Below are 21,750 nucleotides of genomic sequence, written 5' to 3'. Positions count from 1 at the left end.
TTAGAGTGTTATGTACAGACTTCAACAAAATTTTTAGCGGTTTGCTCTTTACTATCTCTTAATTTGATGACCTTTTCCCTTTCTTCATAGAGTCGATGTACATCACTTAGAGTTTCAACTTTAAGATCTTTTTTATACTTCTCACCAATTTTGCCTACATAGTTTTCCATATAGACTGTCATCCAGCATATCGTATTGAGATCTGCATAATCGAAACCATTGTGGTCTAAACCTTCCACCCAATCAGGATACTCTTCACTTAAAAGACTACGAGCAGTTTCCAGCTTTACGTATGTATTATTAAAAAGCGTTTCTTTTAATGCAGGATCATTAGAGAAGTTCTTATTAGCTTCGATAAAAACTCTGTAGTTATCAGTTGCATAGTTTTTCAGATCTACTTTTACAAATTGATCAATATCATCTTTATCAGATGATGCTTTACAAGATGTTAAGAATAAACATGAAATAGCTAGTACGGGGATTAATGTCATTTTCATAGTGAAAAACGGTTTTTAGGTGGAGTGTAGTTGTAGTTTTGAATATATTGAGAAACTGTTGCTCTATCATATGAACGTCCAAAGACATTTTGATACATATATTCATTAATTCCAAAAGGGCCATTGTTGGTAAATACTGCCAGAGCATTTGCTGCAAGAACAGGCTTGCTTGCATTCGATAATGCTAAATCAATGATTTCACCAAAATTTTTCTTAGCAATTGCCATTCGAGCAGAAAAAGAATCTTTTGCTAATTCTAAGATCATTTCTGCCCCTTTATTTCTTGAATGCTTTTGTGCATACAAGGTGAACTTTAAATACATCATTGTATGAAAAGAATAGCGTTCTAATACCGTATCGCTAAACTGGCGCAAGTCATACTCAAGTCCAAACCGAATAGCTAAATCATGCTCAAAGGGATATTTCTGTTTTACCCAGTCCCATTGAGCTTGGTTCATCATAAAAGTGTAAGGTACCGTTGTATGATAGTTAAGTACTTTAACGATACTATTACAAAGTAAAGGATCTAATAATTCATCTGCATGGCAGACTTTGACTTCATTATCTAAGGATGGGATTAGAGTAGGCGAAAATATTCTATCTTGTGTCATATTTTAGATCCTTATAAGGGTGGTAACGGTTTTGAGGCATCAATTGTTTGAAACTCAACTTCATCAGGTGAGTTAGCATTGATAATGTGAGTTTTACCTTCTGCGTCCGTCCATCCAGTTTCTACTTTCCCATTCTTCTTATAGATGATCGAATATGGAATTTCACTAAACGTTTTCTGCGTCTGTTCATCCTTTAATTGGAATTGTATCCCATATTCTTTATCGGGGTTTTCCTTAACAAAGCTATCCTGATTTGGGGCCACGGCAGGGGCAATGCTTTGGCCACTTCCAACGCCTCCACCGTTATCTTGAACGACCAGACTCTGCTTAGGTAGTAACTTACAGCCACATGATAAAGAATCATTGACTCGTGCAGCAGCTTTACCAAAGATCTGCATGTAGGGATCGCCAGAGATAATCGTTGCGACCGTTTTATGCTTGGGACATGTTGCCTTGTCTCCCACACATGCTACGGGTATGCCTTCGATCAGGAACATACTGTTGCCTGATATAACTTGCCCGCCGCCTGTAGTAGGGCCGCCAACCACAATATATGGTGTCGCCATCGTTAGTTTTTACCCTCTGTTTAATTTTTGTGAGGGAATAATAACAGTCGCTGTACAGAACATACTGTTTAGTTTTTTTAATGACTAACAATCAAAAGCGGATGCATGGATTGAAATAGAAAAAGCCCTCAAATGAGGGCTTCTTAAAATTATGGAAACTCTAACGTAATTGGATAGGGATCCATTTGTTTTGATTCATTCTTCGAATAACAAGGACTATCCAATAGACTTAGGCGTAGTAGATTTTATACTTTTATTTCTTTAATTTTGTTACTTGAATAAATTAGATATAATGCAAAACCTAAGAAAATAAGTGCTCCCAATCTATATGTGGAAAAGGGTAGCGCAGCATTACCAAGCCAACCAAAGTTATCAATAAGCATACTCATTAAAAGCTGCCCAAAAATTACAGCAATAGTGGCTAAGGCAGTCCCAATTCTTTGTACAGCTAATACCATAATTACAATGTAAGGAACCCCACACATCGCACCTAATAGTTGCCATTTGGGCACTTCTAAAAGTGTTACAGTTTGCTTGGGTTCAAAATAAAAAATCAATAATGCTGTAATCAAAGCCCCTACAGAAAAAGTTAAAAAGGCGCTACGAAATACACCAACCTTGCTTCCAAGCTGCCCATTGATTGCAGCCTGAACACTAAGAAGTGCACCACCAACCACGGCTAATAAGATCATTAAAATAGTCATATTATTTTCCTAAGCTTTTGCTACTAGTAAAAGGGCGATCACAATCGAAATCAGTGCAAAAAGACGTTTACGATCAACTTTTCTTTGCGGGCTACCTAGCAAGCCGTAGTGATCAATGATAAGACTTTTAAAGACCTGTCCCGCCAAAATACCAATCATTGTCATTGCAATGCCAATGATAGGCGCAGTAGTTGTTAGGATAATGACGTAGACTGGACCAATTACACCTCCTGATAATTGCCAAGATGGGAGTGAGAAAAATGAGGGGCTGTTGCGTGGGCTAAAAAATAACATTAATAAAAAGGTGAGTGCAGCTCCTACTCCAAAAATACTAAAAGTTGCCCATAATATTCCAACCTCTGTACCTAATGGGCCTAATAATCCAGCTTCTACGGATAGGCCCATTCCTCCCAAAATTGCTAGAAATAATAATAAAATTTGCATTCAATATTGCCTCATCTGGTCGAGGCGATAAATTTTAGAGTGGTTAATTGAATAGAAAAATAGCATAATTCATGAATCACTATTGCAGAGATTGCACAAATGAATCTTGCAAATTCAATTGATATCCGTACCCTACGTTTTTTTATAAGTGTTTATAACACCCAAAACTTCTCTGTTGTCGCAAGAAAAGAGGATGTTTCTGCCTCAATGATTTCACGTACAATCCAGCAGCTTGAAGATGCACTGGGGCAGCAACTTTTTTATCGCAATACAAGGGCTATCACGCCAACAGAATCGGGCAAATTATTTTTTGAATATGCTAAAAAAATAACAGAGCAGTTTGATGAGGCTCAAAAAGCATTACATGATAAAACTATTGAGCCCTCTGGTCTGATAAGGATTAATGCACCTGTTTTTTTTGGACAGAGACATATCGCTCCTTGGTTGCCAGGGCTATCAGAACGTTACCCACGATTATTGATTGAATTGATACAGACTGATGAATTTATAGATCCATTTCGGGAAAGTACTGATCTCATTTTCCGTATAGGAACGCTTACTGACTCTTCCTTTCATGCACGTATTTTTGGAACACAAAAATACCATTTGGCTGCTTCTGCTCAATATATTAAAAAATATGGAATTTTAGAGAGCCCTGCACAAATAAATGAGCATAAATGTTTGGTATATAATGGGTTTGAAGGCCCAAATAGATGGCTAGTAAAAATGCATAAAGATGAATGGATACACTATCCAGTTGCACCAGTATTTTCTTCAAATAACGCTGAAAGCTTAATGAAAGCAGCACTTGGTGGTATGGGGATCGTTTTATTTCCTGACTGGCTAATTGGAGAGGCTTTAAAAGAAGGGGGACTTATTGAGCTTTTACCTCAGTATGAAGTGTCAATTAAGCCACAAGCACAGCATATAGCAGCTATTTATCCGAATGTTAGACATCCTCCACTCAATATTAGAGTAATAATTGATTATTTTTCAGAAGTCTATGGTTCGCCACCTTATTGGCAGAAATAAGGTAATCTTTTTTCTGTATTGAAAAATATGATGAAATCTGCAATCAGTAAAAATAAAGTGATGTTCAAAATATGAACGAATAATGTAACAAAAATAACGGGCTAAAACAGGGCGCCGATTAGAATTAAGTAATTGAATTTATTGAATAAGCGCTACGTTGACATCGTAGAGGTCTCCAGTTCGAGTCTGGATATACCTACCAAGATTAGCTGATAAATCAGCAACTTAAAAAACCGCCTTAATCGGCGGTTTTTTTATGGAAGTTCCCTGCTACTGAATTTTTTCTGAAATATTTTTACAAGATATACATTACTTTCATGACTGAATGTGCAAGATTCAACATTAGCAAGTAGATTTGTTTTGTCCTTTCAATTCATCAATAACAATTAATTTCTAATGCTTTATTTTTTTGATAAATTCTATGCATCTTTTCCTTAAGAAATTGAAAGTAATCCTCTGTGTAATCTGGTTGATTATATATTAGAAGTAATGAAAGTTCAGATGCTATATTATATTCGTAACTACAACTATAATAATTATACTTTTTTGTTTTCTCTTTGATTGTTTTCAACTTAGGGAGATAGAACTGATCAATTTTTTCATCTAATAATTTTAAACGAGTGATAAATTCTTTCGGCTTAAGCTCTTGAAAAATAGTAAATTTGTTTCCGTTTGGTAGTTGTGGAACTGATAAGGGGCATCATAATTGTCAAAGGCATATACATTCGTATAAATAAAGAATAAAAGTAAAAAATTAAATTTTAACATATAAATTAATGTCTATATTCAGATATGATGTAGATAGTGAGTATAAATCAATATTGTAGTTAGTTTAAAAAATATTTTAATAGACTATAGATCTTAAAGTTTATTTATAGCTTTGGTTTAAAAAAATAAAAAATTATGGATTAGATTGGTAGTGGGTTCTTCTGATGTCATTAAATTTGTAATTTTTAAAGTAAGTTCTTTATATATGCTCTTTTTAAAAACCTAGATTTACTATGAAGTGCAACACCATGTTCTTGCCAGAATATCTGACTAGGACTTCTAAAGCCGAGCCTTTTTCTTGGGCGCTAATTTAACGATAGGTGATCTCTGCAATATATTCATTCGTGTAGTGATTCAGATCACTTCTTTTTCTAATATTTTTACGATTGCTGATTTGTCCTTGTGTTTCAGGATGCCCATATTTTCTTTTACGTTGATTGAGAAAGTGAAGATGTGTGTAGAAAAAACCGCCTGCTATCTTATCTTTTTGTATGCAGCGGTATATGGAAGTGAAGCTGACCCCAATCTGCGAGGATATTTGTTTTGGGCTCCATTGGATGTTTAAATACTTTTCGACGTCATACCAGAGATTGGGTCTGATCAATGTAGGATTTGATTTTATACATTCACATGCAAGCTTATGGGCATGCTTTGCAAAGTAGCCATTTCGATTGCGGTTACGTTTAATTTCTCTTGTAATTGTAGACGGTGCTCTACATAATCTAAAAGCGATATGACGTTTGGAAAAACCCTCACGCAACAGGGCGTAAATCTGATATCTCTCTTTTTGCGTAAGATGAGTATAGTTCATAGTGCAACTTTGACTTTGATCGGTCGGAAGCAAAATGCTAGCTCATATTGCTTCTTTACAATAAATTAATCTCTGTTGCACTTCATCTAACAATTAAAAACAAGCTTGGGTACACCGACAAAAGAGTCAATAGGGATAGGCGAAATTAATAATAGAATCTGTGAAGCTGTTGTGTTTTTGTAGTTTAATTTTTGATTTTAATGAAAAAATTATAAATCTTGTCTGTTGTGGACTATTTCCCCTGTAAAATATTAATGTCGTAGCTTGATTCTCTTGTTATAAGGATGTGAACAGATTCTACGATAACGTTTTGGAATTGTGTTTTTTTTATAAAGACTCAAGCGCACTAAAAAGCGCTGTGAGGATAGCGAAATTAATGAAAAATTTTATTTTAAAGAGTGTAGCTGTAATTTTTGCAGTCTTTTCTACACATACGATGGCTGCTGATTTTGTTGCAGGTAAAGATTATACGGTTGTACAAAATCCAGAAAAAACGTCCGTGCCCGATAAAATTGAGGTACGTGAATTCTTTTGGTATGGGTGTACCTATTGTTTTAAATTAGAACCACATATGCAAAGCTGGTTAAAGAAAATTCCAAATGATGTGTATTTTCTTCGTACGCCAGCGGCAATGACTCCAATGTGGGAGCAAGGTGCGCGTGCATATTATGTGAGTGAGGCCTTAGGGGTACGTAAGCGTACACATTTACCGTTATTCCATGCTAATTTTTCAGGCAACCAAAAAGTTTTGCAGAAGGATGCTTTTGCTAAGTTCTTTACAAAATATGGTGTGCCTGAGAAAAAATTTAATACCATGTTTGATTCTTTTGCAATCACTGCAAAAATTGCCGAATCTAATCAATTGGCCCGTAAATACCAACTTACAGGTGTGCCAGCGGTCGTGGTAAATGGCAAATATATTGTGCAGGGCGGTGATGAAAAAGTGGTTCAAGTCGTTGAATATCTAGTAGATAAAGAACGTAAAAAGAAATAATTTTTACGTTTTCTCGACGACATTATTTTGATTTGCAGACAACAATCAGAAAGTTTGATGTAACGTGGTCTAGGTATGTTGACTTTAGTTTTTTTAAACATGGAAAGGATGCTTGACCCCGTTCGAGATTGGTGCTAATTTAATCAATAAGGAAGTCATATACTATTTGGGATTTAAGAGAAATCTTGCCTAAATGCAAAAAGATATGATGACCTGAATACACAGCTAACAACGAACGAAACAATTTAGATTGTTTTTAAAAATGTTCAAGGTTGTAGAAAAGCCCGTTAATCGGGCTTTTTTAATGTCTATCTTTTTTTAAACATAGACTCAAGATATAGTCGTTTCTAAAGATTGGCAGGGTACTCAAGATTTCTCATGCTGCTATTTATTATTATATTTATTGTCATTGGCTTGATTTTATTCATTTTCTTGGTAAAGAAAACGCGTGCTAGGCAAGCTTCTTCTGACTCGAGCCATTCATATTCGCCAACACCTTATATCAATGATTCATCTCAACCTAATGATTCCAGACATACAGATCACTGTAGTATAAGCGACGGTAGTAGTTCGGATTCGGGTAGTTGTGACGGTGGGGGAAGTAGTGATTAAAAAGCTCGTACCCCCGAGGGAGGAGTACGAGTTAAACTGGGGTTTAAGGTAGATCAAACCAAATCATCTGACTGTCTTGTAGTGCGGTAATGGTTGCTGTTTCATCAAATAGCAAGGCATCACCAGCTTTTACTAAATGATCTGCAATCATCACTTCACCTGAAATTACATGTACATAGTTCACTTTTTTCTGTGCTGTAATGTCTAGATGTTGATCCTTTTCAATCACTGCGGTTTTTACTTCAGCATTTTGACGAATCGACATTGGCGCAGATTCATCACCTGCAATCAAGTGCCATTGGTTTGGATGGTCTTTTGGATTGAGCTGAATTTGCTGATAGGTTGGTTCAGCATCTTGTACATTCGGTTGAATCCAAATCTGTAACAGATGCACCGCTTTATCGTGCTTGTTCATTTCACTGTGGGTCACGCCTGTACCCGCACTCATCAATTGCCATTCACCGGCATTGATCTGGCCTTCATTGCCCATGCTGTCTTTATGGGAAATGGTACCATCCAGTACACAGGTCAGGATTTCCATGTTGTCATGGGGGTGAGTACCAAAACCATTATGTGCAGCAACCGTATCGTCGTTAATTACGCGAAGGGCACTGACACCCATGTATTTCGGGTTATACCAGCTACCAAATGAAAAGCTATGATAGGTGTCTAACCAGCCAGCTTTGACATGACCACGATTTTCACTGCGATGTAGATAAGCATTCATCTTTCATCTCCCAAATTATTATGTTCTGCTTGATGCTTATATTATCGATTCATAATAGGGATAAATAGTCTTTTAATGCGACGTGTTGTTCTATAAATGGAATGATTGAAAGCGTGTATTTTTTGATGTCCATAAAAAAAGGCTGAATCAAATATTCAGCCTTTTCAGAATTTGATACCAGTGTATCAAACGCTTATTTTGATTTGTTTTCCAACTGTGGAATCGCAGAGCCTTGACCTACAGAAAGTAGACCAGTTTCTGTGTAGATACCAAGTTTTGCACGTGTATCTGTGATATCAAGGTTACGCATAGTTAACTGACCGATACGATCCATCGGGGTAAACATCGAATCACCTTTCTCCATCGTTAAACGCTCAGCTTCATAAGTGAGGTTAGGAGATTCAGTGTTCATGATGGTGTAATCATTACCACGACGTAATTCGAGTGTCACAGTACCTGTAATTGCCTTAGCAACCCAACGTTGTGAAGTTTCACGAAGCATGAGCGCTTGTGAATCGAACCAGCGACCTTGGTAAAGTAAACGACCTAAACGTAAACCGTTAATGCGATATTGTTCAATCGTATCTTCGTTATGAATACCCGTAACTAAACGCTCATAGGCAATGTGTAACAAAGCCATACCCGGTGCTTCATAAATACCGCGAGATTTCGCTTCGATGATACGGTTTTCGATCTGGTCAGACATACCTAAACCATGACGACCACCGATACGGTTTGCTTCTAAAATGAATTCAACTGGATCTTCGATGCGTTGACCATTTAATGCAACTGGCATACCTTCTTCAAAAGTAATGCTCACTTCTTCTGGTTGGATTTCAACTTCTTCTTTCCAGAATGCAACACCCATGATTGGATCTACGATTTTAATACCAGCATTTAAGTATTCTAAATCTTTTGCTTCATGCGTCGCACCCAACATATTTGAGTCAGTTGAATATGCTTTTTCTTTTGACATTTTATAGTCAAAGCCGTTGTCGATTAAGAATTGCGACATTTCGGCACGACCGCCTAACTCATCAATAAACTGTTGGTCTAACCAAGGCTTATAGATTTTGAGAGCCGGGTTGGTCAATAAACCATAACGATAGAAACGCTCAATATCGTTACCTTTATAAGTTGAGCCGTCACCCCAAATGTTGACGTCATCTTCTTTCATTGCGGTAACAAGCATGGTACCTGTCACTGCACGACCCAAAGGTGTGGTATTGAAATAAGGAACACCACCCGTGCTGATATGGAATGCACCGCATTGAATCGCTGCAATACCTTCAAGCGCAAGTTGTAAACGACAATCGATTAATCGAGCTTTGACTGCGCCGTACTGTTCAGCTTTCTTTGGAATAGCATCATAGTCATCTTCATCAGGTTGACCCAGATTTGCAGTATATGCATAAGGCTCTGCGCCTTTCTGTTTCATCCATAATAAAGCTGCTGAAGTGTCTAAACCACCAGAGAAGGCAATCCCAACTTTTTTACCTACTGGTACATTCTGCAAGATCGTTGCATTATCAGTCATTGCTAGTCCTAACTATTTCGAAATAGGCACCCTAATACATCGGTGACCAAAGAGAATTTATACGCTCAGTACTATATCACTTTTCAAATCGATTTTTTTTGTGTTAGGAAAGGAATTCTTTTTTTTTCATTTGAAAAATAGATTAACATCAGAAAAATATAAAGTTTTACGATAAACATAAAGTTTTTATTAAGATTCTAAAAAGGGTGAAAGAATAAAATGCTAGAAACGAACAATCAGATTCTCTCCACATTACATCGCATTGTAGCGTTTATCTTAATTTCAGATCTCGTCTATGCGATTTATAACTTGTTTATGCATATGCCTAAATATTTTATTGGTGGTCTGTTGGGGCGTATAGCCTTGATTGTTGTTCATTTTCTATGTGCAAAAAGTGTTAGGACTGGAAGTACAAGTAGTCGTATTGGTTCAATCTTAATGACGGTCTTTATGCTAAATATGTTCCCCTTAGGAACGGTTGTAGCAGTTGTCATGTTATTTTTCTCTGTATTTAAATGGGAAAAAGATTCAACTTTGAAATTACCCACTAAACTGCAAAAAAGTTAAATCTTTATTTTCAAATTAGCTCAGAGTGAATCATTTAAGCCAATAAATTGCTTCTCGATCGGTGTAAAGACATGGTCATTGCGTGCAATCAGATATAAGCCTATGTCCCGATATTGTTCAGGTGTTTCCCGATAATATTGAATTTTGTATTTCTCGATCAAAGATTTGGCGATCATGGAAATGCCCATACCCAACTGGGTAAAGTGAATTAAAGCTTCATGATCGTAAATATGAGTGAGTTCACCTTTGATGAGATTGTAGTCTGTATAAATGCTATCTAAAGTTGTGGCATAGCAGCATTGTTCAGAAGCCAGCAAGATATTTTGGTGATTCAGACATTCCTCAAGATTGTCATGGTTAATCATATTTTTGCCAATAATCACCAGTTGGTCATCTGCCTTTTTTATATATTGCAGATTCTTTTGTTTGGGATGACCCAGTGCATAAGCTATATCCAGATTGCCCGCTAGAATTTCATCTTCTATATAGCCTGTAGAGCCAGTTTTCATAGTGATGGAGAGCTCTGGATAAGCTTCATATAATTTGCTAAATGAAGGATGAAAACGCATCCCGCCGAGACTGGTGTTGGTTCCAAAACGTAAGACACTTTCTTGTTGATAGATTTTATTTTCAGTTTCTTCCCAAGTGAACATCATCTTTTTGTATTGGGTATACAAATTCATGCCTGATTCAGTCAGCTCAACACCTTTGGGTCTACGAATAAATAACTGGCGTTTGTAATGATTTTCAATTTTCTTGATTTTTGCAGTCATATTGGATTGTAAATAATTGAGCTTATGCGCCGCCGCCGTAATGCTCTTAAGCTCGGCCACAGTAACAAAAGATCGGATATCATTAATATCAATATTCACGGCAATTCCTCAATCATTCCAGCTCATCTATTCCAACAGATAAAAATCAAAAAGGAGAGGTCGCTGAATGGGTATCAAAAAAAATGATGTATCTATTAAAACATAGCATTATTCATGATGTCATTTATTTTATACACTAATATGACTTTCCAAGGGTTGAGTACAACACGTGAATATTCGAGTCGTTAGCGCAATCGCGTTGTTATGTTTGGTCTGGGGCTCTTTATGGGGCTTGGTTAAACATATTTTGCAGGTATTTCCACCATTCCTGTTTATCTCTACGCGTTTGATTCTGGCTGCATTGACCTTAATGGTTGTACAACGAATTTTGAAGAAATCGATTTTGCCCAAACAGGCTGAATGGAAACCGCTCATCATTTTAAGCTTGCTGATTTGTCTTGGTTTCTATGCAACGCAAACTTTTGCTATGCAATTTGTAGATTCGGGATTATCGGCAGTGCTGGTATTTACCATGCCAATTTTTATTGGTGTGCTGGCACATTATTTCTTAAATGAGCGTTTGAATAGCCAAAAAGGCATCGGACTTATTTTAGGGACGCTGGGACTGATCGCTATTCTTTGGCCGCAACTTCAGCATATCCATATGAATACCTCATTGCTTGGGCAAATCTTGTTAATTGGTTCTGGTTTCTTCTGGGCCTTATCAACAGTGTTTATCAAAAAGAATTTTGCGACGTATGACAAAATCAAGCTGACCATTTGGCAACTATTGCTGGGTGGAGCTGTTATCTTTGTCGGTGCTCTAGCTTTTGAACCTGTAGATGCCCAATTGTGGCTTAATCCTTTAAATGAATCGGCCTTATTTTATATTGCAGTGATCGGAACGGGATTTGCGTTTGTACTGTGGAACTGGATTGTGAGTCAGGTGGATACTTTTATTGCTTCGATCTCGATCATGTGTATTCCTATTCTCAGCTTGTTGTTTGGTTCTTTGATCTGGCATGAACCTTTAACACTGAATATCCTGATTGGTGCGGCATTTATTTGTTTGGGGATTGTGATGAGTTCACTCAAAGTGAAAAAGCCAAAAAGTCATTTGGTTTATTCAGGTAATCAACAGCATTAAGCTTTCATTTTCAATATCAGAAGAGCAGTCAGTTAAATGGCTGCTTTTTTTATGCGTTTGCCTTGGAGAATATTTAAAGGGTTTCAGCTAAATTGACACTTTCAACCATTAAAATTCGATTTACAGTCATCCCAAATCAATAAAAAAGTATTAAAGTACTATGCAACAAGTTGCAAAGCCAAAATTAAAGAAGGAATACCATGACTAGCTATGCAAATATCTTAAAACCATTACATTTGGGTTTTACTACAATTAAAAACCGTGTCGTGATGGGCTCAATGCATTCAGGTTTAGAAGATCGTTTTTTTAATTATCCTAAACTTGCAGCTTATTTTGGTGAGCGTGCAAAGGGCGGTGTTGGCTTAATCATTACTGGGGGGATTTCTCCAAACCGTCAAGGCTGGTTGTTACCTGCAGGCGGTACGATGAATAGTCTGGCAGATATTCCGCATCATCGTCTGGTCACGCATGCAGTACATAAACATGGTGCAAAGATTCTCATGCAGATTTTGCACTCTGGGCGTTATGGTTATCATCCTTTTTCGGTATCTTCTTCTCCAATTCAGGCACCGATTAATCCATTTAAACCGCGTCAAATGTCTGATTCTCAGATTTTGGCAACCATTGATGATTATGCACGTTGCGCAAGTCTGGCCAAAAAAGCAGGCTATGATGGCGTAGAAATCATGGGCTCAGAAGGCTATTTAATTAATCAGTTCCTGAGTAGCCACGTGAATAAACGTACCGATCGTTGGGGCGGCGATATTGAAAACCGTATGCGTTTTCCTGTAGAAATCGTTAAGGCAATCCGTGCCAAAGTAGGTGAGAAATTCATTATCGCATTCCGCTTATCATTGCTGGATCTTGTTCATGACGGCAATACCATGCAAGAAGTGATTGTGGTTGCCAAGGCATTAGAAAAAGCTGGGATTACCTTGTTAAATACAGGCATTGGCTGGCATGAAGCGCGTGTACCAACTATTGTAACCTCTGTGCCACGTGCAGCATTTGTCGATTATACCGCTGCTGTGAAACAGCATGTGTCGGTGCCTGTGATTGCATCGAATCGTATCAATATGCCCGATGTTGCTGAAGAAATTATTGCTTCAGGCAAGGCCGATATGGTGCAAATGGCGCGTCCATTTTTGGCTGATCCGTATTGGGTCAATAAAACAGCCACCAATCGTGTCGATGAAATTAATACCTGTATCGCTTGTAATCAGGCGTGTTTAGATCATGCTTTTAAAAACCAGCGTGTCACTTGTCTCGTCAATCCACAGGCATGTTTTGAAACGGAACTGGTTTATATCAAAACCAAGAAACCAAAACGCATTGCAGTCGTTGGTGGTGGTGTGGCAGGCATGTCGGCTGCGACTGTAGCTGCAAGCCGTGGTCACGCCGTGACTTTGTTTGAAGCAAATGAAGATGTCGGCGGTCAGTTTAATTTAGCAAAAGTGGTTCCGGGTAAAGAAGAGTTCCACGAAACCATTCGTTATTTTAAAGTGCAATTGAAACAGACTGGTGTTGATGTACGTTTAAATACACGGATTAGCCGTGAACAGTTAGAGCGAGAAGGCTTTGATGAAGTTGTGGTGGCAACTGGTGTGGTACCACGTGCCTTAAAGATTCAAGGCAGCACAGCACCACAAGTCCTGTCTTATGCAGAGGTTTTGCGTGGTGCAGAAGTAGGACATAAAGTTGCTGTGATCGGTGCAGGTGGTATTGGCTTTGATGTTTCAGAGTTTCTGTTAAAACCTCCACATCAACCTCAGCCACAACCGTTAGCAGAGTGGCAGCGTGAATGGGGCGTTGATCCAGATCCTGATTATATTTCAGAAGGTGGGATGCAGCGTCCAGAAGTTGAAATGCCAGTTCGTCAAATCTATTTGCTACAACGTAAAACTACACCATTGGGTATCGGCTTAGGTAAAACTTCAGGCTGGGTACATCGCGCGCAACTTAAAAAACATGCCGTGCGTATGCTGCGTGGTGTGCAATATAAAGCAGTCACCGATGAAGGGTTATGGGTTGAACATAATGGGCATGATCAATTGTTGCGCGTAGATACCATTGTGGTCTGTGCAGGACAAGAATCGGTCAAAGATTTGATGCCAAAAGAAGGTGAAAGCACTTTAGCAAACTATCATATTATCGGTGGAGCGAAGCTTGCAGCAGAGCTTGATGCGAAGCGTGCGATTCGAGATGGTGCTGAATTAGCCGCTAAACTGTAAAATTGATGAAACAATATGCATTTGAATACATTGCAGTTAAATTTCTCTTGTATAAACAGGGCAAGCTTTGTATTCTTACGCACATGGAAGCGTGGCAGAGCGGTTTAATGCACCGGTCTTGAAAACCGACGAGGGTGTGAGTCCTCCGTGAGTTCGAATCTCACCGCTTCCGCCAAATATCTTAAAGGGAATCAAATACATAGTTTGGTTCCCTTTTTCTTTGGCACAATTTTGGCACTATTCGAAATTTTAGCTATCTCTTCTTTGTTCTTATCTGAATTAATCCACTTCGCATAACGTTTCATGAGCATCACCAACTATGACCTAACTGTGAAGCCACATAGACTGGATTAAGTTCATTCATTAAGCATACAGTCGCATATGTATGACGAGTGTTATAGGCAGGGCGATAGCGTATGCCATTTCCAATTGTTATAGATCTCATTTGCAAAGGATAGAGAGATAGGCACTTCAGAATATAGGCAAATGTCACTTTTATCTCTTCGGCCTGATGAGCCATTTGATTGGAATAGCTATCTAATTCATCAAGTCCTATTGCTTCAGAGAGAATGCTTTTTAATCGGGTAGTTTAAATTTCATTCTCAATTAACTTGCTTTTTAACCGCTTTGTCTAAATTTTGACTGAGTTGGCGATAAAACTTAGTCAAAATAGAGAAATAAAATTGCGTTAAATCCACGAGATATTTTTGTACTCAGAAAAATTAAGCGACAATAATTGGCGTATCATATTTAAGTAATTCATATATACCCTGCCGTAAAACTTTAAAATAGTGTTAAATACAGGCATTAAAAATTTACGCTTTATTTTGGGTTCTTATGGATCATTCAGTACATAACAAATTGGTTTCATTTATCTGGTCAATCGCTGATGATTGCCTTCGAGATGTCTATGTACGCGGTAAATATCGTGATGTGATTTTACCGATGGTGGTATTACGCCGTTTAGATACACTTTTAGAACCAACTAAAGATGTAGTAATTGAAGAAGTTCGATATCAACAAGTCGAAATGGAACTCACTGAGTTTGATGATGTAGCTCTAAAAGAAGCATCAGGTTATGTGTTTTATAACACATCAAAGTGGACATTACGTTCACTCTACACAGCGGCATCGAATAACCCTGAAATTTTATTAGCAAACTTCGAAGAATACTTAGATGGTTTTAGCGCTAACGTTAAAGAAATTATTCAATGCTTTAACCTATTTGCTCAAATACGCCACATGTCACATAAAAATGTGCTTTTAGATGTTGTTGAGAAATTTCTATCACCGTATATCAATTTAACACCTGAAAGTGCTGTAGATCCTGACGGTTATCGCTTGCCTGCATTGACCAACTTAGGTATGGGCTATGTGTTTGAAGAGTTGATTCGTAAATTTAACGAAGAAAATAACGAAGAGGCGGGTGAGCACTTTACCCCACGCGAAGTGATTGAGTTAATGACGCACTTTGTCTTTGACCCAATTCAAGAGAAATTACCTTTAACCATTACAGTTTATGACCCTGCATGCGGTTCAGGTGGGATGTTGACTGAATCTCAAAACTTTATTGATGAACGTTATGCCGTGGAAAAAGGCAACCGTGACGTGCTTTTGTATGGTAAAGAGATTAATGACGAGACTTATGCCATTTGTAAGTCAGACATGATGATTAAGGGCAATAACCCTGAAAACATTCGTGTTGGTTCGACTCTAACCACAGATGAATTTGTTGGTACGAAATTTGACTTTATGTTGTCAAATCCACCGTATGGAAAGAGCTGGGCATCTGAGCAGAAGTACATTAAAGATGGTTCAGATGTGGTTGATCCACGTTTCATCGTGAAGCTAAAAGACTATTGGAGCAATGAAGAAAGCTGTGATGCCACACCACGTTCAAGCGATGGACAGCTTCTGTTCCTGATGGAAATGGTTAATAAGATGAAATCGCCTGAGCATAATGGCATTGGTAGCCGTATTGCCTCAGTTCATAACGGTTCAAGTTTATTTACGGGTGATGCTGGAGGCGGGGAAAGTAATATCCGTCGCTACATCATCGAAAATGACTTACTGAATGCAATTGTACAGTTACCAAATAATCTGTTCTATAACACAGGCATTACCACCTATATTTGGTTGTTGTCGAATAACAAACCTAAGCATCGTAAAGGCAAAGTGCAACTGATTGACGCAAGTTTAATGTTCCGTAAGTTGCGTAAAAATTTAGGTAATAAAAACTGTGAATTTGCCCCTGAACATATTGCGGAAATTATGCAGACTTATCTTGCAGGTCAAGATGTAGAACGTCAGCTTAACGAGCAAAATGATCCTGTTGGTATTGCAAGCAAAGTGTTTGATAACCAAGATTTTGGTTATTACAAAGTCAATATTGAGCGTCCAGACCGTCGTAGAGCGCAGTTTAGTGCAGAGCGTTTGCAAGGCTTACGTTTTGATAAGTCATTGTCTGAGCCGATGGAATATATGTATAGCACTTATGGCGATGATATTTATACTGAAGCGAAGCTTGATACGGTAAAAAAAGAAGTATTGGCGTGGTGTGAAGCACAGGAGATTATGCTGAATAATAAAGCACAAGCCAAGCTATTTGATGTTAAGCATTGGGATGCATTAAAAACAGCTTTGTACAATGCTTTAAGCATTATGAAACAGGTCGGCACAGACGAGTTTTCTGACTTTAACTTGTTTAAAAAGAAAGTCGATGAAGCGATTAAAGCCTTAAAAATTAAGCTGTCGAATTCTGAAAAGAACAACATTTTAAATGCAGTGAGTTGGTATGACGAAAGCGCAGAAAAAGTGGTGAAAAAAGTCGTGAAGCTGAATGACGCTGAGCTTGCTGACTTAGTTACACATTTGGGTTGTGTAGAAACTGATTTAGCTGACTTTGGCTATTATGCAACGGTGAAAAAAGGCGAATTTACCACTTATGAAAGTAACAGCGACTTACGTGATAGTGAGTCTGTACCGATAAAACAGCAGATTCATCAGTATTTCTTAGATGAAGTAAAACCGCATGTGGCTGAAGCGTGGATTAATCTGGATTCTGTGAAGATTGGTTATGAGATCAGCTTTAATAAGTACTTCTACCAGCATAAGCCGTTGCGTTCTTTAGAAGAAGTTGCTCAGGATATTTTAAGTCTTGAGAAACAAGCCGATGGTTTGATTGCACAGATTTTGGGTCTTTAAGGGGATGCATGATGTTTGAAAAATATGATGCTTATAAAGATTCTGCATTACCCTCATTTGGAAATGTTCCAAAACATTGGGATATAGTTCCTTTATGTTCCATTACTACATTGAAATCCATTACTAATGTAGGTAACGAAGAACTTCTTTCCGTCTATTTAGATAAGGGAGTTATTCGATTTGATGATGTAACGGAAAAGAGAACAAATGTTACGAGCCTTGATTTAAGCAAATATCAGTTGGTTGAAGAAGGAGATTTTGTATTAAATAATCAGCAAGCATGGCGTGGATCTGTTGGTGTATCAATATATCGTGGCATTATAAGCCCTGCGTATTTGGTGCTGAAGTTAAGCCCAAAAGTTGATGCTAAGTTTGCCAATTATTTTTTTAGAAATTCAGCAATGGTTTCGCAATACTTGATTAATTCAAAAGGGGTTGGAACGATACAACGTAACTTGTATTGGCAACATTTAAAACGCTCTGATGTAGTACTTCCTCCTACGGAAGAACAAATTGAAATCGCAGAATTCTTAGATCAAAAGACATTTGAAATCGACCAAGCGATTGCAATTAAAGAACAGCAAATTGCTCTACTTAATGAACGTAAGCAGATTGTGATTCAAAAAGCAGTCACTCAAGGTTTAGATTCAAATGTTGCTATGAAAGATTCGGGTGTGGAATGGATTGGTGAAATTCCTGAGCATTGGGAAATTAGAGCAAACAGAACCATGTTCAAAGAACGCAATGAACAGGGTAAAGAGGGCTTACCACTTTTATCTGTTTCAATTCATTCAGGTGTTTCGAATGAAGAAATTTCCGAAGAAGACAATGTACGTGGTCGTGTAAAAATTGAGGATAAATCTAAATATATCCTTGTGAAAAAAGGCGATATTGCTTTTAACATGATGCGAGCTTGGCAAGGTGGTATTGGTGCAGTTTCAGTAGATGGAATGGTCAGCCCAGCCTATATTGTTGCCAAACCAAACGATTTCATCAATTCAGAGTTTTTTGAATATCAGTATCGTTGTCCTGAGTTTATTCAACAAATGGATCGTTATTCCAAAGGTATTACAGATTTTCGTAAACGCTTATATTGGGATGGTTTTAAACAATTACTCACTGTTGTTCCTCCTATAGATGAACAACTTAAAATTGTTGAGCAGATCAAAGCAATTGAGCAACAAACGAATGTAGCGACTCAAATTAAGAATCAGCAAATCGAAAAGCTAAAAGAATATAAAGCAACACTTATTAATGATGCCGTCACAGGCAAAATTAAAGTGGCATAAAAGATAAAACCTAGCGAACTTCGGTTGGCTAGGTTTTTTAATATTTTTTTGGGGGGAATATGAGTTTATATACAGTAGACACAACCAATAAAAAACTTAAACCATTAGACGGTACAAAACTCAGCGAACAACAGCTGACCGAGCGTTATGACTTGCAAGAATGGTTAGTCAGCCATCCTGAAGCATTGGGCGAAGAACTGCTGATTATCCAAAAAGAATTTGATGGCTTTGATGGGACTGGGGAACGCTTAGACCTTTTGGCATTAGACACGAAAGGACAGCTTGTACTGATTGAAAATAAGCGCGATGACAGTGGACGTGATGCCGTGTGGCAGGCACTGAAATACGCGTCTTATGTCGCGCCGTTTACATCAGATGATATCGAAGATGTCTTTGCAAAATATTTAATGAAAAATAAACCTGTATATGCAGATTTAGATGATCATGCCTTTGATGCCGACCAAGTCAAAAATACTGCCAAAATATTGATTGAACGCTTTTTAGAAGAACATCAGGAAATGGGTGTGTCAATTACGACACTTAATCCACGCAATAGCCAACGAATTATTTTAGTAGCAGGTGAGTTTCGAAAGGAAGTGACTAATACTGCACTGTGGCTGCTTGACCGTAAGATTGATGTGAAATGTGTAAAGGTTTCACCTTACAAGTTAGCAGAACAATTGCTAGTTGATATCCAGCAGATTATACCTGTACCTGAAGCATCGGAATATATGGTAAGACTCACTCGAAAAGAGGATGAAGAAACCATCGCCAAAGTAAAACAAGCTGATCATACCGATATTCGCTACCAATATTGGGAGCAATTGCTTGCTCATTTTTCACAAAGTGATAATTCACTTTATAACAATATTAGTCCGAAGACTGATCATTGGCTGAGTTCGGCAACGGGTATATCGCAATGCACTTATCATCTGATTTTCTTGCAGAAAGCGATACGAGTAGATATTGAGTTTGCGAGAAAGGACGCCGTAGAGAATAAACAAATGTTTGATTTCTTTTATGAGCGTAAACATGAGATTGAAAGTAAGTTTGGTCACTCACTAGATTGGCTCAGATTAGATAACAAGAAATCATCTCGCATTGAATTTATTTTACATACTAACGGCCATAATCAAGAGTTATGGAATAATCATACGGCTTGGCATTTGGAGCATATTCAGAAGCTTGAGCAAGCCTTTAAGCCATATATGAATGAAGCGTATCAAATCATTAAGTAAGAAAGTAAAGATTTAAAAATGGTGGTATAGGGTGAATACGGAAAATTTATTGGTACAGATTAGCCAGCTTTTAGAAGACAAGCCAGATTTATCTGAAATTGCAGATGATCGATTAGAGAAACTTATTTCTTATTTAGAGCAAAAAGAAAATTCATTGGAGCTGAAAACCATCAGTGAATTACAGAAGGCTAATTTTTTCGTAGATAGTTATCAACGAGGCTATAAATGGAAACAGCAACAAGTTACGGAACTGCTAGATGACATTGATGAGTTTGAACCAAAGCAGAAAAGCGATTTCTATTGCTTGCAACCTGTAGTCGTTAAAAGAAAAACTGAGGGCACACAATACTATTGGGAACTCATCGATGGTCAACAACGTATGACCACAATTTTTATTATTTTGACTTATTTAACCAATGAGGAATATTTCTCTCTTCGTTATGAAACTAGAGAATCTAGTACAGAGCATTTAAATAACTTAGCTGGACTCACTGAAAATAACCTACCAACGATTGATGCATATTATTTCTATACGGCTTATCAAGCTGTAAAAAAATGGTTTGAGAAAAAGGGTACAGAATTTAACAGGGAACGTTGGAAAGATAAGCTCCTGCATCATACAAAAGTCATTTGGTATGCCGTACGTGTAGATCGGGATCAAGATTCAAAAAAGCAATCTATTGAAATCTTTAGCCGACTGAATCAGGGTAAGATTCCATTAACAGATGCAGAGTTGATCAAAGCATTATTCTTACAAAAAATTGCGAAAGCTTATGGGAATGATCATCTTGCAGTTCAGAAACAAACTGAAATGGCGAATCAGTGGGATGCTATAGAGCAAGCGCTACAAAATGATGAATTTTGGGCATTCTTAAGTCCATCACAACAAACCAATAAACACACACGTATTGAACTCATTTTTGATCTTATTGCGGATAAATCGACTGATAAAAAAGCGTTAAAATTGAAAGTGGATCATCAAACTTTTATCCATTACGCCAATAAGTTTAAATCAGCCCAAGATGTGAAAGATTTAATTGAAACAGAGTGGCTAAAGGTTCTCTCAGGATTCCAGTATTTAAATGAGTGGTATGAAAATGATCGTTTATATCATTTGATTGGATACCTAATCGGTCAGAAATATAAAACAATCCAAGAGATTTGGTTAGTTGCACAGGGCTGTAAACGAGATGAATTTGAAGCGAAGCTAAAAAATTTTATCCAACTTGAATTAAGTAATCTTTTCAAGAAAGACAAAAATGCCAAAGAATTAGATTTTGATCATATCTTCTATGATGTAGATGACACCTCATGCCGCCCAAAAATTAAATCTATTCTCATATTATTTAATATTTTTAGATATGAGCGACACAACACACGTTTTTCTTTTAAACGCTATAACCAAGTAAAGTGGGATATTGAGCATATCCATGCCCAGCAAAGTGAGGAACTATCCAACAAGGATGATCAAATCAAGGTTTGGGTCTCTGAGCAAAAGGCATTATTAGGAGAAATAGCAGACATTTTTTCAAAACAAAAGCTTAGAGCGATACTAAGCCAATATGAGACAGTCTCTGATCCTACACAAAGAGAACTTTTGTTTAGTGAATATAATGAAATTTTAGAACTCTTGATTGGTAGTTTTTCAGAAAATATTCAGACACTTGATAATTTATGCCTTTTACCAGAAAGCGATAATCGCTCTATAGGGAATGATCCGTTTTTTATTAAAAGAAAGAAAGTTTTACAAGCAGAAAAAGAGCTGTATGAATTAGCTAAAACTAACACAGCGAACTTTATTCCTTTGGCATCACAACAGGTCTTCTCTAAATATTTTAGTGACGATGTAAACCACATGCTGAAGTGGGATATAGCGGACAGGAAAAACTATAAAAAAGCATTGTTAGACTGCTTTAAACAATATGGTATTGAATTTCACGATGAAAATGAGGGGTGATC

Annotated in this window: 18 protein-coding genes, 1 tRNA gene and 1 pseudogene; 10 read left to right on the top strand and 10 right to left on the bottom strand. The window is 37.4% G+C overall.

All coding sequences use genetic code 11. The features are described 5' to 3' along the window. Positions 1-8: 8 nt before the first annotated feature. The 5 genes from PJ15_RS04940 to PJ15_RS04920 form a co-directional block, all read right to left on the bottom strand. On the bottom strand, positions 9-497 hold the full coding sequence (locus tag PJ15_RS04940) for a hypothetical protein (protein WP_047428601.1): 489 nt from the start codon (positions 495-497) through the stop codon (positions 9-11). Further along, complete coding sequence (locus PJ15_RS04935) at positions 494-1,108, bottom strand: hypothetical protein (protein ID WP_047428598.1); 615 nt, start codon at positions 1,106-1,108, stop codon at positions 494-496. The genes PJ15_RS04940 and PJ15_RS04935 overlap by 4 nt, the downstream gene beginning before the upstream one ends. Before the next feature lie 11 nt (positions 1,109-1,119). After that, a complete protein-coding gene (locus PJ15_RS04930) occupies positions 1,120-1,674 on the bottom strand; it encodes a PAAR domain-containing protein (RefSeq protein ID WP_047428595.1) in 555 nt (184 codons plus the stop codon). A gap of 245 nt (positions 1,675-1,919) precedes the next feature. Next, complete coding sequence (locus PJ15_RS04925; RefSeq protein WP_047428593.1) at positions 1,920-2,378, bottom strand: DMT family transporter; 459 nt, start codon at positions 2,376-2,378, stop codon at positions 1,920-1,922. A gap of 9 nt (positions 2,379-2,387) precedes the next feature. After that, positions 2,388-2,822 carry a DMT family transporter gene (locus PJ15_RS04920; RefSeq protein WP_047428591.1) on the bottom strand — a complete coding sequence of 145 codons (435 nt, stop codon included), beginning with the start codon at positions 2,820-2,822 and terminating at the stop codon, positions 2,388-2,390. Between the two features lie 99 nt (positions 2,823-2,921). Here PJ15_RS04920 and PJ15_RS04915 point away from each other — a divergent pair, with 99 nt between their 5' ends. Continuing rightward, positions 2,922-3,854 (top strand): LysR family transcriptional regulator, encoded by a 933-nt coding sequence (locus tag PJ15_RS04915; protein ID WP_047428588.1) that lies wholly within the window; start codon positions 2,922-2,924, stop codon positions 3,852-3,854. 1,078 nt (positions 3,855-4,932) lie between these two features. Here the strand turns inward: PJ15_RS04915 and PJ15_RS04910 are convergent. Continuing rightward, the gene (locus tag PJ15_RS04910; protein WP_081402747.1) at positions 4,933-5,433 is read right to left on the bottom strand and encodes a helix-turn-helix domain-containing protein; all 501 of its coding nucleotides are present in this window, start codon (positions 5,431-5,433) and stop codon (positions 4,933-4,935) included. Between the two features lie 376 nt (positions 5,434-5,809). Between PJ15_RS04910 and PJ15_RS04905 the strand changes: the two genes are divergently transcribed. Then, entirely contained in the window at positions 5,810-6,427 is a 618-nt protein-coding gene (locus PJ15_RS04905; protein WP_047428585.1) for a thiol:disulfide interchange protein DsbA/DsbL, read from the top strand. A gap of 655 nt (positions 6,428-7,082) precedes the next feature. On the opposite strand, the gene PJ15_RS04900 is transcribed toward PJ15_RS04905, so the two are convergent. Together PJ15_RS04900 and argG are read right to left on the bottom strand one after the other, a co-directional pair. Then, the gene (locus PJ15_RS04900) at positions 7,083-7,766 is read right to left on the bottom strand and encodes a pirin family protein (protein WP_004770444.1); all 684 of its coding nucleotides are present in this window, start codon (positions 7,764-7,766) and stop codon (positions 7,083-7,085) included. A gap of 193 nt (positions 7,767-7,959) precedes the next feature. Then, positions 7,960-9,303, bottom strand: coding sequence for an argininosuccinate synthase (gene argG, locus PJ15_RS04895; RefSeq protein WP_004770443.1), 1,344 nt, complete (start codon positions 9,301-9,303; stop codon positions 7,960-7,962). 219 nt (positions 9,304-9,522) lie between these two features. On the opposite strand from argG, the gene PJ15_RS04890 reads away from it, so the two are divergent. Beyond that, a complete protein-coding gene (locus tag PJ15_RS04890; RefSeq protein WP_005258539.1) occupies positions 9,523-9,870 on the top strand; it encodes a hypothetical protein in 348 nt (115 codons plus the stop codon). A 20-nt stretch (positions 9,871-9,890) separates the two neighbouring features. Here PJ15_RS04890 and PJ15_RS04885 read toward each other — a convergent pair whose 3' ends face one another. Then, positions 9,891-10,742 (bottom strand): LysR family transcriptional regulator, encoded by an 852-nt coding sequence (locus tag PJ15_RS04885; RefSeq protein WP_047428581.1) that lies wholly within the window; start codon positions 10,740-10,742, stop codon positions 9,891-9,893. 169 nt (positions 10,743-10,911) lie between these two features. On the opposite strand from PJ15_RS04885, the gene PJ15_RS04880 reads away from it, so the two are divergent. The 3 genes from PJ15_RS04880 (at position 10,912) to PJ15_RS04870 (ending at position 14,235) form a co-directional block, all read left to right on the top strand. Then, positions 10,912-11,829: a DMT family transporter gene (locus PJ15_RS04880; protein ID WP_047428578.1), complete on the top strand. Its 918-nt coding sequence runs from the start codon at positions 10,912-10,914 to the stop codon at positions 11,827-11,829. A gap of 200 nt (positions 11,830-12,029) precedes the next feature. After that, positions 12,030-14,060 carry an NADPH-dependent 2,4-dienoyl-CoA reductase gene (locus tag PJ15_RS04875; RefSeq protein WP_004770438.1) on the top strand — a complete coding sequence of 677 codons (2,031 nt, stop codon included), beginning with the start codon at positions 12,030-12,032 and terminating at the stop codon, positions 14,058-14,060. 85 nt (positions 14,061-14,145) lie between these two features. Beyond that, positions 14,146-14,235: transfer RNA gene (locus PJ15_RS04870), tRNA-Ser, on the top strand. A gap of 16 nt (positions 14,236-14,251) precedes the next feature. Here the strand turns inward: PJ15_RS04870 and PJ15_RS18910 are convergent. Continuing rightward, positions 14,252-14,484: pseudogene (locus PJ15_RS18910) on the bottom strand (site-specific integrase); the annotation flags it as partial. A gap of 413 nt (positions 14,485-14,897) precedes the next feature. Between PJ15_RS18910 and PJ15_RS04860 the strand changes: the two are divergent. The 4 genes from PJ15_RS04860 to PJ15_RS04845 are packed head-to-tail and all read left to right on the top strand — an operon-like array spanning position 14,898 to position 21,748. Beyond that, positions 14,898-17,264, top strand: a complete 2,367-nt coding sequence (locus tag PJ15_RS04860) for a type I restriction-modification system subunit M (RefSeq protein ID WP_047428575.1) — start codon at positions 14,898-14,900, stop codon at positions 17,262-17,264. A gap of 8 nt (positions 17,265-17,272) precedes the next feature. Then, positions 17,273-18,553, top strand: coding sequence for a restriction endonuclease subunit S (locus PJ15_RS04855; protein WP_047428573.1), 1,281 nt, complete (start codon positions 17,273-17,275; stop codon positions 18,551-18,553). 59 nt (positions 18,554-18,612) lie between these two features. Further along, positions 18,613-19,791, top strand: coding sequence for a DUF4268 domain-containing protein (locus PJ15_RS04850; protein ID WP_047428569.1), 1,179 nt, complete (start codon positions 18,613-18,615; stop codon positions 19,789-19,791). 31 nt (positions 19,792-19,822) lie between these two features. Then, on the top strand, positions 19,823-21,748 hold the full coding sequence (locus PJ15_RS04845; RefSeq protein ID WP_047428566.1) for a DUF262 domain-containing protein: 1,926 nt from the start codon (positions 19,823-19,825) through the stop codon (positions 21,746-21,748). The last annotated feature ends 2 nt before the right edge of the window (positions 21,749-21,750 follow it).

Source organism: Acinetobacter sp. neg1, assembly GCF_000788125.1.
Lineage (GTDB): Bacteria > Pseudomonadota > Gammaproteobacteria > Pseudomonadales > Moraxellaceae > Acinetobacter > Acinetobacter vivianii.
The sequence above is the reverse complement of the archived record's forward strand: the minus strand, read 5'-3'. Positions and strand labels throughout refer to the sequence as shown.